Raw genomic sequence first — 18,972 nt, 5'->3', positions numbered from 1 at the left:
GTATTCCGGATGCACACGATAGAAAGCGCGCTTAAAGCGCATATACACAATCCTTCGGTTTTTTTTGTATTTCCCACCGATATTGCCGCTTCGTGCTGGTCGGATTATGCGCTGCGCTTTACAAAGGCCGTTGCCCTTGAACGCTTTAGCGCATGGGATAGGTTTAAAAGCGAAGCGGTACGCGCGGCTCATCAGGAAAAAAACAGCATTCCGTCGGCTTTGCGGAAATTGTTTGCTTTACGGCTTTTAGAGCGCAATGCGGCCGAACCGTTTTTTTCTTCACTTGTTCCGCCGGAATACGCCGCTTCGGCTTTAAGTTTTGCCGATTGGGTAAGCTCGCTTTTGCCCCTGCTTGCTTTATGGAAAAAAAAACGCTCGTTCAGTTCGGCTCCTTGTGACGCAGAAGACGCCGACTTATACGAACTTGAAAAACAATACCGAACTTTTTTGGATAAAAACGCATTGTTCGAACCGGCATGGGAAATGCCGCCGTTTTGCGATGAAGGTAAAACGTATATTATCGTGTATCCGGAAATCTTGCAGGATTTTGAAGAATACCGCGCCTTATTGGAGCAAAGCGGTCATGTTACGTTTATTCATGTTCCGGATATTCCGCTCGATTCACAGCACTGCCGTTTTTTTTCGTATTCGAATACGCGTACGGAATTGCGGGAAATAGCCTTATATATCCGCTCGCTTTGTGATCCGAGTGCGGGAAAAAAAACGGGTGAAAGCGCGGTACAGGCCCGTTTTGAATGGACGGATATTGCCGTCAGCGTTCCCGATGCGGAAAATCTGATGCCGTACGTTATGCGCGAATTCGGTTTATACAATATCCCCGTACAGCTTCGTTCGGGTAAAATCTTAAGCCGCTATCCTGCCGGAAATTTATTCAGCCTTATACAAAACTGTGATGCCGATTCGTTTTCTTTTACCGCAGTGCGCGATTTGCTTACCGATTCGGCTTTTCCGTGGAAGGATGAAGAGGCGATAAATCAATTAATCTCCTTCGGTATAAAAAATAATTGTGTATGTTCTTATGACGGTATTGATGTGTGGGAACAGGCTTTTGCGAAAAGCGGGCACGAAGAACGTGCGCTTACTTTATATCGGCGGCTTAAAAAGCATGTAAAAGCTATGGCGGATGCGGCCGGTTTTCAAAAGTTGCGCGAACAATATTTTGCCTTTCGTTCCGCATTTTTTAATCCCGAACTGTTTACCGAAGAAAACAACCGTATTATAAGCCGCTGCATAAGCGAATTGGGGGCTTTGGCAGATATAGAGCTTTCGTATCCCGATGCCGCCCGCTGTTCAAAACCGCTTGCTTTTTTTGTGTCCGTACTCGATTCAAAAGAATATCTTGCACAAAGCGCTACTCGCGGCGTAAGCGTTTTTTCCTATAAGGTCGCATCCTGCGCTCCGTTTAAACAGCATATTATACTTAACGCTTCTCAAGATGCTTTAAACGTCGTATACCGCCCGCTTTCCTTTTTAGCCGACCCGAAGCGCTTCGATTTACATATAAGCGATACCGATGTGTCCGACATTTTTGCGCGTTTGTACGCCTTTCATTCGGAGCACACGCTGCGTGTCAGCTGCGCCCGTAAAAGTTTTTCAGGCTATACGATCGCTCACAACGTTTTTAATGCATGTGAAATTTCAGCGGCGGGAAAAACACAAAAAAACGCTTTAAACGGCGAAAACGGAGTTTTATATTCCGATTATTATCCCGATTACTTTGCAGCCGAAAAAGCCTTTTGGCGTACCGACGCTTCTCTGCCGCCCCGATTGCATTCTATACAAAAAAAAGGTTTTAAAGCATGGACGGCTTCCCGCAGCGTTTCGCCTCCTTTACAGGAGGGGGGGCGGGCAAAAAAAACTGCGCTTTCTTTGTCTTCTGTATCTCCTTTGTCTTCCTTGCCTCCTTTGTCTGCCGATTTTATAAAGAAGCGTATTTTACAATATGCTCTTGACGCGGATACCGGTAAAATAAAAGTATCGCCGAGCGCTTTGAAAAGTTTTTATACCTGTCCGCAGCAGTGGCTTTTTTCGCGCGTACTTCGTATAGAAGAATACAGGGCGCAAGCCGCCGTCTCCGATGACGTATTTATCGGTATTTTGTATCATGAAATAATCAAACGCGTATTAAATCGCCTTAAAGAAACCGACAGCCCCTTGGTTTTGGAAAACGAAAAGCTCCCGAAAACGCATGAGGAATATATTAGATTTTTTACGCGCGAAGTTATCGAGCATTTGCCGGAATCCTGCGCTTTACAAACCGATTTAAGCGCGCTTACCGTCGAGAATTTCCGCACACAAGAAAATCAAATTATACGAATTTTAACCGATTTTTTTTACGAATTTACACTGTGGTTTTCCGGTTGCCGTATTTTATCGGCCGAAGAATCGTTAAGTTTGGAAAACGAAGGATGGATTTTAAAAGGAACAATCGACTGCGTACTCGGCAGTGTCGTTTCCGATTCCGTTTATATTGTGGATTTTAAAACAAGCGGCGTGCCCAAATTCGCGGATTGCATAAAGCTGCCGCAAAGAGAATTGGCAGATTTTCAACTGGCGTCCTATATATCGCTTTACGAAGGGGTAAAGTGCGCTTCGCGTCCATGGGTAAGCGCCGCCGCTTTTTTCAGTATACACAATAAAGAGCTTACAAGTATTGTCGGCCGCATTGTATCTCCGGTAACCGGTAAAAAAAAGCCGCACTTTGATAAAGATGTATTGGAACGCTGCGGCATTTACGCGGACGGAATATCTTCGGTGGATGAAACTTTAAAAGAACTGAAAAATGCAGCCGGTGTCTATGCCGCCTCACTGACATCGGCTTGCGTTCCCCTGTTTACCGATCCGGAATGTTCTGGCCGTTTTCCCGACGGAAGTGCAGTGCCCTACAGTACCTGTGCGTCCTGCGCGTATAAAACACTGTGCCGCACAACTTATGTATTGGGGAGAAAGCGATAATGAAAGCATATCCGGAACGATTGCATCCTCTTTTGGAAAAAGGATTGAATGACGAGCAAAAAGCGGCGGTTATGTGCACCGATAATTCGGTTGTCGCCGCGGGAGCAGGTTCGGGTAAAACCTTTGTGTTTGCGCGCCGCTTTGTCCACCTTATTGCCGACAAGGGCTTTGATATAGATTCGGTGCTTGCCCTTACGTTTACAAATAAGGCGGCGTCCGAAATGTACGAGCGTATTTATAAAAACTTAAAAATGCTTGCAGCCCCCTGTGAAAAAAAAGATACCCATACTCCGGAATCCGAGCCGGCTGCGGATGTTTTTGCTTTTGACTCTGCTGCGGATAAAGACGCCGATACGGATGCCGTTGAGCGATCGAAAAAAGCGCTTGCGGAATTTCATAAAGCGCGCATTCAAACGCTTGATTCTTATTGTGCCTCCGTTTTACGTTCGTCTTCGCGCCTTTACGGAATACGCCCCGATTTCACTGTCGATGTGCAAAAAATACAGGAGTTTGTGCAAAAAGAAGCTCTTTCCTTTACCCTAAAACACAGAAAAAATCCCGCCCTGCAAGTGTTATGCGCTTTACAGCCCGTCGACCTTATTGCCCGGGATTTTTTTGCTTCGTTTATTATACGGTATTCGTCACTTTCACGCCCCTTTGACTTTAAATTTTTTATCGAAAAGCAAATACAAAAAATTGCCGCCATATGGAAAGAATCTCTTGCCCTTGTCGATGAAAATGCGGCGCCCCTTGCCGATACGGCCGATTTACCGGAGGCGAGTGAATTGTTAGGAATTTTGCAGAAAAACCGTGTCGATGAGCAGGATATTTTTGCATACGTATCGGAAATTCAAAAAGACAGCCTTTTGCCCGAAAAAAAACAAACTCTTATCAACAATCTTGAAAAAAAACTTTTGTCCTTTTTCGATGCACTGTACACGCTTAAAAAACTGCGCATGTCGGCAAAAAATAAAAGCCTTGTCACTGCATTACGGAATGCTTACGATTCCCTGTCGGCCGGCGCACATTATCTTTTGCATTTTTCCGATATGCTGGCTCTTATTCCCCTGCTTATCGAATTTGAAAACTCGGTAAACGAATGGAAGCGCGTATCCGGTACGCTTTCTTTTAGCGATGTTTCATCCCTTGCTTTAAAAGTTTTAATCGAACACCCCGATATACGCCGTGCCGAAAAAAAACGTACGCGCGCCGTTATGATTGACGAATTTCAAGACAATAACGAAGAACAGCGCGATATGCTTTTTTTGCTTGCCGAACATATTGAGCGCAGTGAAAAATCCGTTCCGCCCTCACACGAATTGTGTCCGGATAAACTGTTTTTTGTCGGCGATGAAAAACAATCGATTTATTTGTTCCGCGGCGCCGACGTTTCCGTGTTTAGAAAACTGAAAGACGATTTATCCGCAAGCGCATCTTTTTTGTCGAAAAATTACCGTTCCGACAAAGCTTTAATCGATGCATTCAATACCTTTTTCGGCGGCTTCGATTTTTCCGGCTCCGAGCAAAGCGAAAAAAGTCCTTATTCGGTTTTTTTGCAAAAAAACACAGTAAAAGAAGGCTCTGAATTTCCCCCCTTTGAAGCCGAATATACGCGCGCCCTTGCAGGCTCTGCCGTAACTTCCGATAATTCCGTTCGTCCGCCGGTACATTTTTTTCTCTTAAACAAAGAAGACGCTGCAAACGAAGAATTCGAAGACGCAGCGGATGCGGGAGAGTCGCTTGCGGCGGATGAAAATGAAGCTTTTTTTATAAGTACAAAAATTGCCTCGCTTATCAGAGAGGGAAGGTACAAAGCTCGCGATATTGCCGTTTTATTCCGTTCCTATTCCCGCCAGCATTTATACGAAAAGTATTTGCGCTTGCAAAATATTCCTTACAGCTGTGAAACCGTTACCGGCTTTTTTTCCGACGCTCCCGTAAACGATATCTATTATTTTTTACGTTTAGTTGTTTATCCTCAAGACGTACATGCCTTTGCCGCGGTTTTGGCTTCCCCCTTTGTAAATTTGCCTCTTCAAGCGGTATCTCTTTGCGTTGAAACGGCGCGTAAAGATGCCGCCCTTTTTCCGGTGTTTTTTTCGGAACATGCGGGCTCTTGTTTGAACAATGACGAATTAAGCTTTTTTTCCGAAGGTTTGCATTTGTATGAACGTATTAAAACTGCGGCAAAAACCGCTTCTTGCGCCGATATTTTAAATGCGTTATGGTATGAAGCGGGTTACCGATATGAAACCCTGCGCTCGGAAGAAGGTGCTTTGTTTGCCGAATTATATGATTATTTATATGAACTTGCGTGTGCGGCCGACAAAGGCGGAAAAAATCTGTGCGGCTTTGTCGATTCCTTACAGGAGATAGGCGGCAATCAAGACCGTTTACAGGATATGGACATTCCCCTTGAGCGTGAAGATACGGTTCGGTTAATGAGCATTCATAAAAGCAAGGGATTGGAATTTCCTGTTGTTTTTATTTGCGGTTGTTCTTCACAGGGCCGCGCTGCAAAAAATGCGGAAAAAATATACGCCGACAAGGAATGGGGAATTTCATTTAATTTTCCGCTTTCAGTTCGCATAAAGGACTGCAAAAAAAATATTTTTTTCGATTTGATGGAAGAACAGGCTAAACAAAAAAAAGAAGCCGAATTACGCCGGCTTTTATATGTAGCTTTTACGCGCGCCGAGCGCGAAGTATATGTAAGCGCTTTTTATTCTTTAAATAAAGAAGCAAAAAAAACACTTGCGCAGATGCAAGACGCTCATACGGAAAAACATCAAGACGAAAAGCGTCTTTTACTCGATGAGCTTAACGCTCTTTTTGAAGCACGCATAAAAAAAGGTTCTCCCGATTATTCGGTTTCAAATGCGCAATACTGCGTTCCGAACGATACCTTTTTTGCTTTTTTGCTTCCCGTCATCGTTTCGCTCGGCGCGCAACAGCCTCTGTTTGCGGCACAAAACAAAGGGTTGCCCTTTACCCTGGAAACCATTCCCCTTATGAGCCGTGAAGATATTATCCGGACCGGTTTTCCCGGCAAAAAAATACGGCGCAAAAAAGATACAGCCGATGCGGCTTCGGTATATGAAAACACCCCTTGTATAGAAACTCCGGTTTTGCAAAGCCCTTATCGCAGTCCTTCACAGCTTACCGTTTTTGAAGCCGCAACTGAAAACGATAGCTCCGGCGTTTTTGTCTGCCCTTCCGGCACACAGTCCCTGTATCCGGAAATAGATGAAATCGTACATTCTTTTTCGAACGGCGAGTTTGCGTATAACCATTTCGGTACCGTTGCCCATGCTTTTGCCGAAGCCGCATGCAGCGGTTGTGCCGCAAAAATTCCGCCTGAAAGCGTAGCCGCGCTCAGCGATTCGCAAAAGCAAAGGGTGTTTGCTGCCGCAAAAAAAATGGCCGAAAATTTTATTCAATCCGATTTGGGGCGGCAAGCTAAAAACGCCCCCTGGCGCAAAAACGAATATGCTTTTAAATTGCGTATTGATACGGGGCATCCCGAAAATGCGGATAAAAAGAACGCCGCCGATGCCGAACTTATTTTAAACGGCCAAATGGACTTGGTGTTTCAAACGGAAAGCGGTTCTTTAGTTGTTGTGGATTTTAAAACCGACGCACACGAAAATCCGGACGATTATGTTTTGCAGCTTGCCGCCTATCGCCGCGCTGCGGCCCTTATGCGCAATGCGGAACTTTCACAGGTAAAAACCTATGTCTACTATTTACGAAGCGGCAATGCGGCCGATATTACCAACAAAACGCAACGGGCGGATTTAAATGCGGCTGTTTTTGATACGGAAAACAAGTCTTCTATTTATCTTCAAAAATATCCCATGTTTTAAGACCGCTGCCGCTTACGGGAATCGGTTCGCCGAGAAAGCGCGGCTTTCTTTGTACCGCCGTGTCCGCAAAGGCTTTTACGCGCGCCAAATATTCGCGTGCTGCCCATGACGAGCGTAAGCGTTCGGCATATTTATTTTCACTTAGGGCAAGGGCATATACGTTTAGTCCCAATTTCCGCCCGATATATACGGCTCTGTATGTGTGAAAACGCTGTGTTATAACGATAATCCGTTCGGCTTGAAAAACATTTTTTGCACGATATAAGCTGTCATACGTATCGAAACCGGCATGGTCAAGAAAAATTCGTGTGCGGTCGATACCGGGAGCTGTTCGCAATACATAGAGGCGCATTGCATTTACTTCATCATACCATTTTTTGCCGTGATCGCCCGATAAAAGCAGTGTTGTGCAAAAACCGTCGGTTATACCCTTTTTATAACAGTCGATTCCCGTATCGACCCTGTCCTGCAATACCGTTGAAAGCTTGTTTCCGTGAACCATTGCTCCCAAAACAAGGGCGGTATATCCGCTTTTGTCCGAAGCGCTTTTTTTCAGTTCGTCAAAAGAGTCGTATACAAAAGCCTTTGCATAAAACACCATATATGTGTTTACAACGGCGCTGAAAAGCACAATGCATACAATAAAAATAAAACATGCACGTAATATTTTTTTTATCACAGCTCACTCACTTGAATTGTATATACGCTGGCACAGTTATGACAGACAACCTCTATCGGGTCGGTTTTGCCCCGTTTTATGTCGTCGAATTCGGGTTTCCCAACAACTATAAAACAGTACTATACTGTAATTTTGTATAATATTCAAGGAATTACATTCTTGATTTATAATATCGTGAAGATGATTCTCTGACAATAAGTTCCGTATCCAGATAGATATTTTTTATTGAAATGCTTCTGTCACTGATACGTTCCATAAGCATGTCGCAGCTGAGAAGCCCCATTTGATAACGCGGTTGACTTACTGTTGTAATAGACGGTGTACATATCGATGAAATTTCTATATTATCAAACCCCACAACGGCTAAATCGTCAGGAACCGATAAACCGACTTTTTTTGCCGCTTTAATTACTGCTGCCGCATAAACATCCGAACTTGAAAAAAAAGCATCCGGTCTTTTTTCGGAATTCAAAAGTTGATATGCTGCAGAAAGAGCCATGTCGTAATTTATATCTCCGAGCTGAATAATCAATTCCGGAATGATGGGAATACCGGCTGTTTCAAGGGCCTTGTTGTATCCTGCAAGTCTGTTTCGTGCATACTTGTATACTAACGGACCGTTAAGAAATGCAATTCGTTTGCATCCGAGTAATAACAAGTGTTCGACGGCATTTTTTGCGGCTGAAGTATTATCGATTGTTATAAACGGAATATCAAGGTTTTCATTATACTCGGAACACTGGATAACCGGAAGCAATGCGTTGAGGCGCTTGAGTATAACCGGCGATATGGAATTCGTTGTAATAATTCCTGCAGGCTTTCGTTTTTGAATCATATCAAGAAAATTTTCTATAGTTTTTTCATTTATTTCATCTTCATTTATCAATAGGGTATACCCGTTCCGTTTTGCGGCATCTCTTGCACCTTGTATAATAAGACTATAAAAAGGATTTGCTATATTCGGAATATTGAATAAGATAAAGTCTCCGCCCATTGATAAGCGCGGAAGTACAGTGTTTGCATCATAACCCAAGCTTGTAAGTGCTTGAATTATTTTAAGTCGGGCTTTTTCAGATACTCTTTTACTGCTATTCATAATTCGGCTTATAGTAGCAACGGAGATTCCGCTTGCCTGTGATATTTCCGAATATGTAGGTTTTGTTCTTTGTAAATGCATGTTTTTTCCTCTTTGTGTAATTTTAATGCAAAATTTACCTAAATATGTAAATATTATATGTAAAATTTACATATTTGTCAATAAAAATATTTTTTTTCATTATTTTGTAAATTTTTATTGACAATTAAAAAAAAGAGGTTATACTTAGAATTAATTAGGAGAAGTTATGAAATTCGGTGTAAGTTCATACGTATGGGTTTCACCCTTTTCGATGCAAACAATAGATCAATTGCAAAAAGCCCATAATTTCGGATTCGATGTATATGAAATAGGCGTTGAAGATCCGTCTTCCTTTTCTCCGGAACTTATCTATGCGGAAGCTCAACGTATCGGTATACAGGTAAATATATGCGGAGCTTTCGGACAAAGCCGTGATATAAGTTCGGATAATGAAGTTTGGCGTAATGAGGGGTGTGCATATATACGGACACTTATCGATTATGCAGTAATAACTCATTCGCCTTATGTTGCAGGCCCGATGTATTCCGCGACCGGCAAAGCACGTTTACTTAGTGTGTCGGAAAAAAAGAAACAAATGCAGTATGTTATTACGAATATAAGAGAATTGTGCGAATATGCGTATAAAAAGAACATAAAGCTTGCGATTGAACCTTTAAATCGATATGAAACCGATTGTATAAATACGGTTGAGCAGGGGCTTGAGTTAATCGAAAAAGTCGGAGCCGATAATCTCGGTTTTCTTCTTGACGTTTATCATATGAACATTGAAGAGAAAAAAATATCTGAAGCGATTTTGATGGCAAAAGATAAAATATTTGATTTTCATGCATGTGCAAATGATAGAGGAATTCCCGGAAACGATCATCTTGATTGGAAGGGTATTGCTGAAGCCCTGCGCCGTATAAGATACGACGGTCCTGTCGTTATTGAATCTTTTACCACAGCAATTACTGAAATTGCCCGTGCCGTTTCTTTGTGGAGGCCTGTTGCATCCAGTCAAGACGAACTTGCATGTAGAGGCTTGGCGTTTCTAAAAGAAACGTTTAAATAAAATTTATATAAGGAGTGTGGAAATGAAAAAATTATTTTTATTTCTTGGCATGATATCGGTTTTATTTACCGGTTTATGCTTTGCTGGCGGCGGATCGGAAAAAAAATCCGATGGTAAGGTTTACGGATATATTACACCCGGTCCCGATACATGGTATCAGCGTAATGTTGAAGGGTATCAAATGGGTGCAAAAAAAGACGGAAATAAGGTAGTTGTACTTAATTCCGATTATGATGTAAGTAAAGAAGTTGCCAATATTGATTCCATGATCAATCAAGGAGTTGATGCTCTATGCATTTTCTCTTTCAATGAAAACGGAGCAAAGATTGCCGCTGAAAAATGTGCTAAAGCGGGAATCCCCCTTGTGGCAACGGACAGCTGTGCAACCGTTTTGGATGCAAAAGCGGATGTCGTTGCGGCTATCGATTTTGATTGGATTGCCATGGGTGAAAATTATGCACAGTGGATGGCAAAAGAGCATCCGGGAGAAGATTTTGTTATTATCACCGGAAATTTTGAATCGGTTCCATGCCAAATGATTAATAAAGCGATAACCGAAACAGCTAAAAAACTTGGAAAAAACAAGTGTATTGATATTCGGGAAGGAAGATATACACCGAGTACTGCAGCTAATGTCGCACAAGACCTTGTAGCTTCCGGTAAAGACTTTTCCATTATTTTTGTAATGAATGAAGATATGGCTGCCGCTGTTATCCGTACTTTGCAAAGCAGCGGACAGTTGAATAAGTATACTGTTATTGCTCAAAACGGTTCGCCGGCAGGTTTACCTCTTATTAAAAACGGAACACTTGCATATACCATTTCTTCTTCTCCGGGCTGGGAAGGACTCGTATCATACCTCGTCTTAAAACAATATGTAGACGGCAAAAATAAGGCTGTAAACCAAAAGATTATGTTACCGATTATGCCTGTTGACAGCAGCAATATAGATGATCCGTCTAAAGTTGTACCTTGGGTAGTAAATGATGTGTATTGGGATTTGAATAAAAAATATTTCCCCAATTTACAATAGCTGTTTGAACCTGACAAAGTAAACGTCCCGTCCGTTTTCTGTCGGATGGGGCGGCGTATTGAGAGATGAAAGTGAAACCCATTTTAGAATTACAAAATATCAATAAATCTTTTTCTGGCATACAAGTATTGTTCGATGTCAGTTTGACCGTACATAGAGGTGAAGTTGTTTGTTTGGCAGGAGAAAACGGAGCGGGAAAATCGACGCTTATTAAAATTTTATCGGGAGCCGAATATCCGGATAGCGGACACATTATTTTGCAAGAAAAAAAGTATTCGCGTATGCATCCTTTCCAAGCTATCAAATCGGGAATTGCTACTATCTACCAAGATGTTGATTTAGTTGAAACTTTAACCGTTGCTGACAATATTTTTCTTAATTCCGAATTTAAAAAATACGGTGTACTTATCGATAAACGAAGACAGGAAAAGCAAACAAAAGAGTTCTTAAAAACCTTGAACATAGCGATACCGCCGGATGCGGAAGTTTCTTCGTTGTCACCCGGCCAAAAACAAAATTTACAAATTGCAAAAGCATTGCACCGTAACGCTGAAATTCTGATTCTCGATGAACCGACTGCATCGCTCGGTGAAGAAGAAACTAAGGCATTAATCGAACTAATTCATAAGCTGAAGACTGAAGGGAAAAGTATTATTTACATTTCCCATTATCTTGATGAAATATTTACTGTCGGTGACCGCGTTGTTATATTAAAAGACGGGCATCATGTGGGTACCGAGAAGATCGCGGATATAACAACGGATATCTTAATCCGCAATATGGTCGGAAGAGATACGGCTGAACGCTATACGCGACGCGGTTATTATAACACTAACGATAATGCGTTGCATATTAATTATTTTTCTGACGGAAACCTAGTAAAAGATATATCATTAAAGCTGTCCCATGGTGAAATACTCGGTATTGGGGGAATGGTAGGCGCCGGTAGAACGGAATTTGTACGGTTATTATTCGGTGCGGGCAAGCGAACAGCGGGAGAAATGATATTATCGGGAAAAAATATTACTCCCAACAGTCCTAAAGACGCAATTGAAAAAGGAATTTGTTTTATTTCCGAAGATAGAAAACATGAAGGATTGTTTTTAATCCGTTCCATAAAAGAAAATATTGCATTGATAAAAAATAATGACAATGCTGTTTTTTTTAATTTAAATCAAGAAAAAAAAGACGTTCAAAAATGTATAGATGAACTTCAGATAAAAGTCTTCGGACAGCAGCAGGAAGTAGGAAAATTGAGCGGCGGAAATCAACAAAAAACAGTTATTTCCCGCTGGCTGCTTAAAAGCGGAGATATATATATTTTTGACGAACCTTCAAAGGGTGTAGACATCGGCGCTCGTGAACAAATATATCAGCTTATGGAAATGTTAGCAAAAAATAAAAAAATCATTATTATGGTAAGTTCAAATATGACGGAGCTTATGTCTTTAAGCGATAGAATTGCGGTAATGAGAGAAGGTCGATTGTGTGCAGCCTTTGAATCACAAGATTTCGATGAACAGAATTTGCTTAAAGCGTATATAGGTGCATAGGGGTAGGGTATGGAATTAAATAATAAATATGTTTCGTTAAAAAGAAGAATAGAAAATTCCCAGTGGATTTTATTGTGTATTGTTATTGTGATAATTTCAGTTATTACTGCATCGATAAATCCTAAATTTTTTCGTATGCATAATATCATGAATATTTTTGAACAAATTTCCGTTTTGGGACTGGTTTCCGTAGGTGCAACTATTATAATAATTTCCGGAAATTTTGATATTTCTGTCGGAGCATTAATAGGATTAACTTCTTGTGTTATGGCAATCGGCATTAATAACGGAATTAATCCTATATTCGCCTCTCTTATCGGTATTGCGCTTTCCATATGCTGTACTACCTTTAACGGTATTTTATCTATTATATTTAAAGCTCCTTCTTTTATAATTTCACTTGCTACAACCAGTATTTATACCGGCATCGCTTTATTTATAACTAAAGGAGTTATCCGTACCGTCTATGGCCAATTTGATGCATTAAGTGTTACGAAAGTGTTTGGATTTATTCCGTTGCTCTTTATTATCAGCTTAATCGGATATATTCTTGTGCATATTATGCTTTCATACACGCAAATCGGCAGAAGATTGTTCGCACTCGGAGCTAATGAACGAGCAGCGTATCTTGCGGGTATTGATATTATAAAGAATAAATTGCTTTTTTTTGCAATGAACGGATTCTTTGTCGGTATCGCTTCCATGTTATTGCTTTCTCGTGTCGGAGCAGCTCTACCGTCTACCGGTAAAGGTTATGAACTGCAAGCTATGGGAGCCGTTGTGATTGGAGGAGTTTCCATTAACGGCGGAAAAGGAAATGTTATCGGAAGTTTTTTTGGAGTCTTGCTTATGGGATTGATCTCAAATGCTTTAAATATATTGGGAGTAAACCCCTATCTTCAAGAAATAGCCTCCGGAACCATTATCATTTTATCTTTGGGCGTCAGTGCATTCAGAACAAAAAATAAAACCAATTAATCCTTCAACCTGAAAAAGGAGTGTAATAACTATGGTAAAAATAGGAATTATCGGCTGCGGAAAGATTGCGCAAATGAGGCATATACCTGAGTATTTGGATAACAAGAATGCTCGAATTATCGGTATTACCGATATGAATGAAAAACGCGCGCACAGCCTTGCCGCTTTACATAATTGGAAATTATACAAAACATACCGTGAATTACTTGCAGATCCGGACATAGCTGCGGTAAGTGTGTGTACGGCAAATCATACGCACTCACAAATTACAATAGATGCGCTTCGTGCCGGTAAGCATGTTTTATGTGAAAAACCTATGGCTGTAAGTTTGGATGAATGTAATGCAATGGTTTTTGAAGCACAAAAGCATAAAAAGATATTGATGATAGGCCATAATCAAAGATTAACTAAAGCACATCTTAAAGCTCGCCGTTTGATAAAGGACGGCGTAATCGGAAAACCTATTACTTTTAGAACAACTTTTGGTCATGGCGGTCCGGAAACATGGAGTATAGATCCGGGAAAAGATGTATGGTTTTTTAATTCACAAAAAGCAGGTATGGGCGCTATGGGAGATTTGGGAATACATAAAACCGACTTAATACAGTATTTATTGGATGATCGTATTGTGGAAACCTTTGGTTGCCTGGCAACCATAGATAAGAATAATTTACAAGGACAACTTATAGATGTGGATGATAATGCTATTTGTATTTATCGTATGAAAAGCGGTGCTATAGGTACTATGTCCGCAAGTTGGACGTACTATGGACAAGAAGATAATTCGACAGTGATTTATGGAAGTAAGGGAATAATGAAAATTTACGATGATCCGTCTTATTCGCTTAAGGTTATCATGAAAAACGGTGATGAAATTTTATATAATCTTGACAGAATCCAAACGAATGCCGAACAATCGAAAAGCGGTATTATCGATGAGTTTGTCAGCTCTGTTGCAGCGGATAAAGAAAGTAAAATCGACGGAGTATCCGTATTGGCCGGTATGCGTGCCGTTTTTGCAAGCATTGAATCTTCTAAAAAAGGAAGAGTAATAAAAATAGATGAAAATCACTGATGCTTAATAAGTATACGTAAATTAAAACACTATGGAGGAAAATATGAAACTGGGTTTTGTTTCATCAATACTTACCGATTGGAATTTTTATGAAGTTTTAGATATTGCAAACGATTTGGGCTTTTCATGTGTTGAAATTGCTTGTTGGCCTCAGGAAAAAGCGGAACGGCGTTATGCCGGAGTGAGCCATATTGATACTCAAAATTTGACAAAAGAAAAAATAAATACAATCTGTGATTATTGTAAGAAAAAATCCGTAACGATTTCTTCTTTGGCTTATTATCCAAATCCGATGGATCCTGATTTGCAAAAAAGAGAAAACGTCATTAATCATTTGTATAGCGTTATTACGGCAAGTCAAATGCTGAAGGTCAATATGGTTACAACTTTTATCGGACGCGATCCTCAAAAAACAATAGAAGAAAATCTTGAAATGTTTTCGAAAGTATGGCCGCCTATTATTAAATTTGCCGCCGAACATGGGGTAAAAATTGCAATTGAGAATTGCCCTATGCTTTTTGACAGGACGCAGTGGCCGGGCGGGCAAAATATTTTTACATCTCCTGTAATATGGCGTGAAATATTTAAAATAATTCCCGATAGAAATTTCGGTATCAATTTTGACCCAAGCCATTTTATTTGGCAGCAAATGGATTATATTCAGCCGATTTATGAATTTCAAGATCGCTTGTTTCATATTCATTTTAAAGATATAAAAATACTGAAAAATAAACTACAAGAAAATGGAATACTTGCGTACCCGCTTTCTTACATGTCTCCGAAAATTCCCGGCTTAGGGGATGTCAATTGGAGTAAATTTATAAGCGCCCTTACCGATATCGGCTATGACGGCCCCGCATGTATTGAAGTCGAAGATCGTGCATTTGAGTATTCACAAGAAGCTGTTTTAAATAGCCTTAGACAATCAAAAAAATACATAGATCAATTTGTTGTTTAAACTGTAAGTATCTGTTATCACAGCTCACTCACTTGAATTGTATATACGCTGGCACAGTTATGACAGACAACCTCTATCGGGTCGGTTTTGCCCCGTTTTATGTCGTCGAATTCGGACTTCGGTAATGTGCGTATCGATTGGATGTACCGCTCTTTTGAGCAGGGACAGTCGAAAATAATATCGCGTTCCAAAACCGCCTGCGGCATAAATTCGCGAAACAAACCGTAGATAATATCTTCGCGGTTTCCTTTTTCCGAAAACCATTGTCCCAAGGGAGGGCAGGCCGAAAAAGCGTTTTCCATACGCCGTATTAAATCATCTCGTTCCGTTTCACGTAAATGAGGAATGCGGCTTTCACACAGGCCGTTTTCAAGAGGATGTGCGCAATCGTTTTGCGTTTGCGCCGAAGCGCTTTTTCCGCCTTGCAGCGGCATTGCCTGTACGAATAAACCTCCCGCACCGACCACACGCCCGCGTTTATCAAGCTGAATACTTGTATTAAATGCCGTGGAAATTTGTTCCGATTGATGAAAATACCATGCTAAATCCTGTGCAATATTTCGATGCTTTATTTCGACGACTCCCGTTTGTACTTGAGCGCTTTTGCCGCCGTGTGCTTCGGGATAACGTGTAACGCTGATTGTGCCTTCTCCGAAAAAGGGAGCAAGATCCCAGCTTTCCAAAGGTTTGTCGACGGGAATATTATTTTGCAACAAAAAACCGCGTACATAACCTGTCGAATCGGCTTCCACCGAAAAACCCGCCGCCGGACCGTTTGTGTCGCAGCGGAATTTTAAGTGTTCGCGCCCCTTCATGGTTTGAATCATAAGGGCGGCACAAAGGCTTGCCTGTCCCAAAATCATTGTTTCCAATATGCCGAGTTTATGTTGAGCGCGCATTTGATTTACAAAACGCGTACCGTGAAAAATCGCCCCGCGGAACAAACCGTCCGCCGCTATAAAAACCGTCATACCGTCTTTTTCAAGAGTTTCAATATGCTTTTGTAATTCCGAATCATAAATTTCCGCTTTTATCATACTTAAATAGTAACAAAATCGGGTGAATAGGGCAATACTTACTTGACAGGCGGTAAAACTCGTAGTACGCTTATATATAACATACGTTTTCTTAAAAACTATATTTGTGCCCGAATAGCTGTTCCGAATTAGCGGGGATTTTTGAATTAAGCATTGTGCTTTTTTGTTGTCTGTGTAATGAGTGTTTCAGTTTTTTATTTCCGGTTACATACGGTAGTCTCAAGCGAACGTGGTTGTTGCTGTCTTGGGGCAGTATGTAAACAAATGGAGTTGTTTTAAAAATCGCTTGAATTTATAACGGCTCCGAGAGGAATGAGAATGGCTCAAAAAATTTATGTCGGAAACATGAATTACGCTACTACGGAAGATTCTTTAAAAAATGCATTTTCGCAGTACGGTGAAGTGGTATCGGCGGTTATTATAAAAGACCGCTATACGGAACAATCAAAGGGATTCGGCTTTGTTGAAATGACGGAAGAATCGGCGGCAAAGGAAGCTATCGGCGCTTTAAACGGTACCGAATTTGAAGGACGACGAATCCGCGTTAACGAAGCGGAAGACAGACCGCGTAATCCGCGTGCGAGGGCATCTTATAACCGTTCCGAAAGCGAAGGGGCTTATTAAAATCTGATCTTTAGCTGCGCTGCCGTTTATAAAGCGCAATATCAATGCATAAGGACTTTTGCGCCGTTGGCACAAAGTCCTTTTTTTTGTTATACTCCTTTTATGCCCTTTTTACCTTCCGAGTTTAAAGATTTTATTTTGCCCGATTGTAACCGCAGGCTTTTTTTGGAGGAAGCGCTTCGAAAATCGGCTCTTGATTTTTATCCGATTACAATAGGCTCTTGCGTACACTTATGCGTACAATTCCCTTCCGCTTCGTATAATTCGCTGTTTAAAGTAAAAACGGTATTGGTCCATTACGACAGGGCACAGGGGGAAGACGGTTCTTTTATTACACCGGGCGCAAACGACAACTCCGCCGCTGTTTTTCAAGTATTGGCCTTTGCCCGCCGCCTTAGAAACGGTTTATTAATTCCCGGAGGCGGCGCCCATAATATGAGGCTTATCTTTACCGACGGAGAAGAACTCGGCGGCTTTGTTTCGGAGGATTCGTCTTCCGCCGCGGTGCAGGGCGCTTTCGGCCTTGCTTCTCTTTTTAAAAAGCTGGGCATTACAAACGATGAAGTGTATGTTCTTGACGGCTGCGGAAGGGGCGATGTTTTGGCCGTTTCCACTGCGGGAAAAAACAGTAAAGCGTCTTCCGGCTTTGTAAAACGCTTTGACAATTTATATGAGCATACCTGTGCATTGGCAAAAGAAGCGTCTTCGGGGAATTGGATAAGCGTTCCCGTTCCTTACGGCGACAATGCCGGCTTTTTAGCCTGCGGTATTCCCGCCGTCGCCTTAACCGTACTTCCTTCCGACGAAGCTTCCGTTTATATGCGCGAATTGCAGCGGGATAAAAATTTTGAACGTGCGGTAATGAACCGCGGCGTAGCGGCTCACGGCGCCGGTTTTTTATACGATATAAATTCCGCAGCCGGCTTGCGCCGAGCGGGTATTGACCCCGCCGAAGCTTTGCTGTTAAGCGAAAAATTGCCGCGTACATGGCGCATGATGCATACGCAATTCGACGATGAAGCGAGTTTAACGGCGCAGGCTTTTAAAATAATGGAAAAATTTTTAAATTTGCTTGCCTTAAGCCGTCACTGTGCGTAAGCGATTATACAATCGGAAATATTTTATGCACCGTTTTTCCCGCGCGAACTCATATACGAAAGTATTGTACCGGCAATAAAAAGCAAAACGGAAAAAAACATTTCGTTTTTTACAGGGATTCCCGGATACAATGCGATAAGGGAGCCTGCAACTAAGCCGAAAATAGCACCGTAGGTTTGCGCGGGAAATTTTTTTAATAAAAACCGTATAAGGCTTGCGCCTCCTAAAAGTCCCGCCGCCGCTCCTATGGCAACGGGAATAAGCAGGGCGATATTTAAATCCGCTATTGCGCGGATAACGGTATTATACATGCCGAAAATAACCAATAAAAAAGATCCGGAAATTCCTGGTACAATCATAGCGGCGGCGGCAACAGCCGTATATAGGCACAGCTTTATCCAAAGGACGGCATTTACAGCCGTTTGTGCTTCGGATGTAAAATCTCCGCTTTTTGCATACTTCATATATATCATAAGGGAAAAGGCGGCAATAAAGGCTGCGCATACACAAAGTATGCGCCCTGTCGGTATTTTTTGTGCGGAATTTTCGGTTTTAGCGTGTGCACTTTGTATGCTGCACGTTTTATAATAGGTTTGAGATGCAATAAAGGGAAGGCTTCCCAAAACAATACCCGTAAAAAACCACAAAGCCGCCGAAGGATACAGCAGCAAAAAGCGGTTTATAAGTTTACTGAAAATTAAAATGCCCGAAGCAAGACCTACGCCGAGGGGAAGCCAAAACTTCCACATTGAAAAAATTTTTTTTATATTCGGGCAAATCAATTCGATTATTGCAGCATAAACGCCGAAAACAACCGCTAAAGTGCCCCCCGATATGCCGGGAATAATATTTGCAATACCGAGGGCAATGCCGATAAGAACCAGTTTAAGTGTTTCCATAATGCGC

Annotated in this window: 14 protein-coding genes; 10 read left to right on the top strand and 4 right to left on the bottom strand. The window is 41.6% G+C overall.

What is annotated here, in order from left to right; translation table 11 throughout:
- The first annotated feature begins 9 nt into the window (after nucleotides 1-9).
- Both H0R92_RS07730 and H0R92_RS07725 read left to right on the top strand, forming a co-directional pair.
- The gene (locus tag H0R92_RS07730) at nucleotides 10-2,976 is read left to right on the top strand and encodes a PD-(D/E)XK nuclease family protein (RefSeq protein ID WP_432962794.1); all 2,967 of its coding nucleotides are present in this window, start codon (nucleotides 10-12) and stop codon (nucleotides 2,974-2,976) included.
- Complete coding sequence (locus tag H0R92_RS07725; protein ID WP_432962792.1) at nucleotides 2,976-6,842, top strand: UvrD-helicase domain-containing protein; 3,867 nt, start codon at nucleotides 2,976-2,978, stop codon at nucleotides 6,840-6,842. The genes H0R92_RS07730 and H0R92_RS07725 overlap by 1 nt, the downstream gene beginning before the upstream one ends.
- Here H0R92_RS07725 and H0R92_RS07720 read toward each other — a convergent pair.
- Nucleotides 6,811-7,521 (bottom strand): SanA/YdcF family protein, encoded by a 711-nt coding sequence (locus tag H0R92_RS07720; RefSeq protein WP_432962790.1) that lies wholly within the window; start codon nucleotides 7,519-7,521, stop codon nucleotides 6,811-6,813. The genes H0R92_RS07725 and H0R92_RS07720 overlap by 32 nt on opposite strands.
- A gap of 151 nt (nucleotides 7,522-7,672) precedes the next feature.
- On the bottom strand, nucleotides 7,673-8,698 hold the full coding sequence (locus H0R92_RS07715; protein WP_432962788.1) for a LacI family DNA-binding transcriptional regulator: 1,026 nt from the start codon (nucleotides 8,696-8,698) through the stop codon (nucleotides 7,673-7,675).
- A gap of 166 nt (nucleotides 8,699-8,864) precedes the next feature.
- On the opposite strand from H0R92_RS07715, the gene H0R92_RS07710 reads away from it, so the two are divergent.
- The 6 genes from H0R92_RS07710 to H0R92_RS07685 all read left to right on the top strand — a co-directional run bounded on the left by H0R92_RS07710 (nucleotide 8,865) and on the right by H0R92_RS07685 (nucleotide 15,307).
- Nucleotides 8,865-9,710, top strand: a complete 846-nt coding sequence (locus H0R92_RS07710) for a sugar phosphate isomerase/epimerase family protein (RefSeq protein ID WP_432962786.1) — start codon at nucleotides 8,865-8,867, stop codon at nucleotides 9,708-9,710.
- A gap of 22 nt (nucleotides 9,711-9,732) precedes the next feature.
- Nucleotides 9,733-10,743 carry a sugar ABC transporter substrate-binding protein gene (locus tag H0R92_RS07705; RefSeq protein WP_432962784.1) on the top strand — a complete coding sequence of 337 codons (1,011 nt, stop codon included), beginning with the start codon at nucleotides 9,733-9,735 and terminating at the stop codon, nucleotides 10,741-10,743.
- Nucleotides 10,744-10,808: 65 nt separating this feature from the next.
- Complete coding sequence (locus tag H0R92_RS07700) at nucleotides 10,809-12,296, top strand: sugar ABC transporter ATP-binding protein (protein ID WP_432962782.1); 1,488 nt, start codon at nucleotides 10,809-10,811, stop codon at nucleotides 12,294-12,296.
- A gap of 9 nt (nucleotides 12,297-12,305) precedes the next feature.
- The gene (locus H0R92_RS07695; protein WP_432962780.1) at nucleotides 12,306-13,274 is read left to right on the top strand and encodes an ABC transporter permease; all 969 of its coding nucleotides are present in this window, start codon (nucleotides 12,306-12,308) and stop codon (nucleotides 13,272-13,274) included.
- Between the two features lie 31 nt (nucleotides 13,275-13,305).
- Complete coding sequence (locus H0R92_RS07690) at nucleotides 13,306-14,349, top strand: Gfo/Idh/MocA family protein (protein ID WP_432962778.1); 1,044 nt, start codon at nucleotides 13,306-13,308, stop codon at nucleotides 14,347-14,349.
- Nucleotides 14,350-14,392: 43 nt separating this feature from the next.
- On the top strand, nucleotides 14,393-15,307 hold the full coding sequence (locus tag H0R92_RS07685) for a sugar phosphate isomerase/epimerase family protein (protein ID WP_432962776.1): 915 nt from the start codon (nucleotides 14,393-14,395) through the stop codon (nucleotides 15,305-15,307).
- Nucleotides 15,308-15,324: 17 nt separating this feature from the next.
- Here the strand turns inward: H0R92_RS07685 and H0R92_RS07680 are convergent, their stop codons facing one another.
- Nucleotides 15,325-16,344, bottom strand: a complete 1,020-nt coding sequence (locus H0R92_RS07680) for an Hsp33 family molecular chaperone HslO (protein WP_432962774.1) — start codon at nucleotides 16,342-16,344, stop codon at nucleotides 15,325-15,327.
- Between the two features lie 318 nt (nucleotides 16,345-16,662).
- Here H0R92_RS07680 and H0R92_RS07675 point away from each other — a divergent pair, with 318 nt between their 5' ends.
- Nucleotides 16,663-16,968 (top strand): RNA recognition motif domain-containing protein, encoded by a 306-nt coding sequence (locus H0R92_RS07675; RefSeq protein WP_432962772.1) that lies wholly within the window; start codon nucleotides 16,663-16,665, stop codon nucleotides 16,966-16,968.
- A 102-nt stretch (nucleotides 16,969-17,070) separates the two neighbouring features.
- Complete coding sequence (locus H0R92_RS07670) at nucleotides 17,071-18,066, top strand: M28 family peptidase (protein WP_432962770.1); 996 nt, start codon at nucleotides 17,071-17,073, stop codon at nucleotides 18,064-18,066.
- A 23-nt stretch (nucleotides 18,067-18,089) separates the two neighbouring features.
- On the opposite strand, the gene H0R92_RS07665 is transcribed toward H0R92_RS07670, so the two are convergent.
- Nucleotides 18,090-18,965, bottom strand: a complete 876-nt coding sequence (locus H0R92_RS07665; protein WP_432962768.1) for a DUF368 domain-containing protein — start codon at nucleotides 18,963-18,965, stop codon at nucleotides 18,090-18,092.
- Nucleotides 18,966-18,972: the final 7 nt, after the last annotated feature.

Source organism: Treponema sp. OMZ 840 (genome assembly GCF_050937815.1).
Lineage (GTDB): Bacteria > Spirochaetota > Spirochaetia > Treponematales > Treponemataceae > Treponema_C.
The sequence above is the reverse complement of the archived record's forward strand: the minus strand, read 5'-3'. Positions and strand labels throughout refer to the sequence as shown.

Coding starts and splice junctions, on each gene's coding strand:
- H0R92_RS07730 (WP_432962794.1), top strand. CDS start 10: ATGCACACGATAGAAAGCGCGCTTAAAGCGCATATACACAATCCTTCG.
- H0R92_RS07725 (WP_432962792.1), top strand. CDS start 2,976: ATGAAAGCATATCCGGAACGATTGCATCCTCTTTTGGAAAAAGGATTG.
- H0R92_RS07715 (WP_432962788.1), bottom strand. CDS start 8,698: ATGCATTTACAAAGAACAAAACCTACATATTCGGAAATATCACAGGCA.
- H0R92_RS07710 (WP_432962786.1), top strand. CDS start 8,865: ATGAAATTCGGTGTAAGTTCATACGTATGGGTTTCACCCTTTTCGATG.
- H0R92_RS07705 (WP_432962784.1), top strand. CDS start 9,733: ATGAAAAAATTATTTTTATTTCTTGGCATGATATCGGTTTTATTTACC.
- H0R92_RS07700 (WP_432962782.1), top strand. CDS start 10,809: ATGAAAGTGAAACCCATTTTAGAATTACAAAATATCAATAAATCTTTT.
- H0R92_RS07695 (WP_432962780.1), top strand. CDS start 12,306: ATGGAATTAAATAATAAATATGTTTCGTTAAAAAGAAGAATAGAAAAT.
- H0R92_RS07690 (WP_432962778.1), top strand. CDS start 13,306: ATGGTAAAAATAGGAATTATCGGCTGCGGAAAGATTGCGCAAATGAGG.
- H0R92_RS07685 (WP_432962776.1), top strand. CDS start 14,393: ATGAAACTGGGTTTTGTTTCATCAATACTTACCGATTGGAATTTTTAT.
- H0R92_RS07680 (WP_432962774.1), bottom strand. CDS start 16,344: ATGATAAAAGCGGAAATTTATGATTCGGAATTACAAAAGCATATTGAA.
- H0R92_RS07675 (WP_432962772.1), top strand. CDS start 16,663: ATGGCTCAAAAAATTTATGTCGGAAACATGAATTACGCTACTACGGAA.
- H0R92_RS07670 (WP_432962770.1), top strand. CDS start 17,071: ATGCCCTTTTTACCTTCCGAGTTTAAAGATTTTATTTTGCCCGATTGT.
- H0R92_RS07665 (WP_432962768.1), bottom strand. CDS start 18,965: ATGGAAACACTTAAACTGGTTCTTATCGGCATTGCCCTCGGTATTGCA.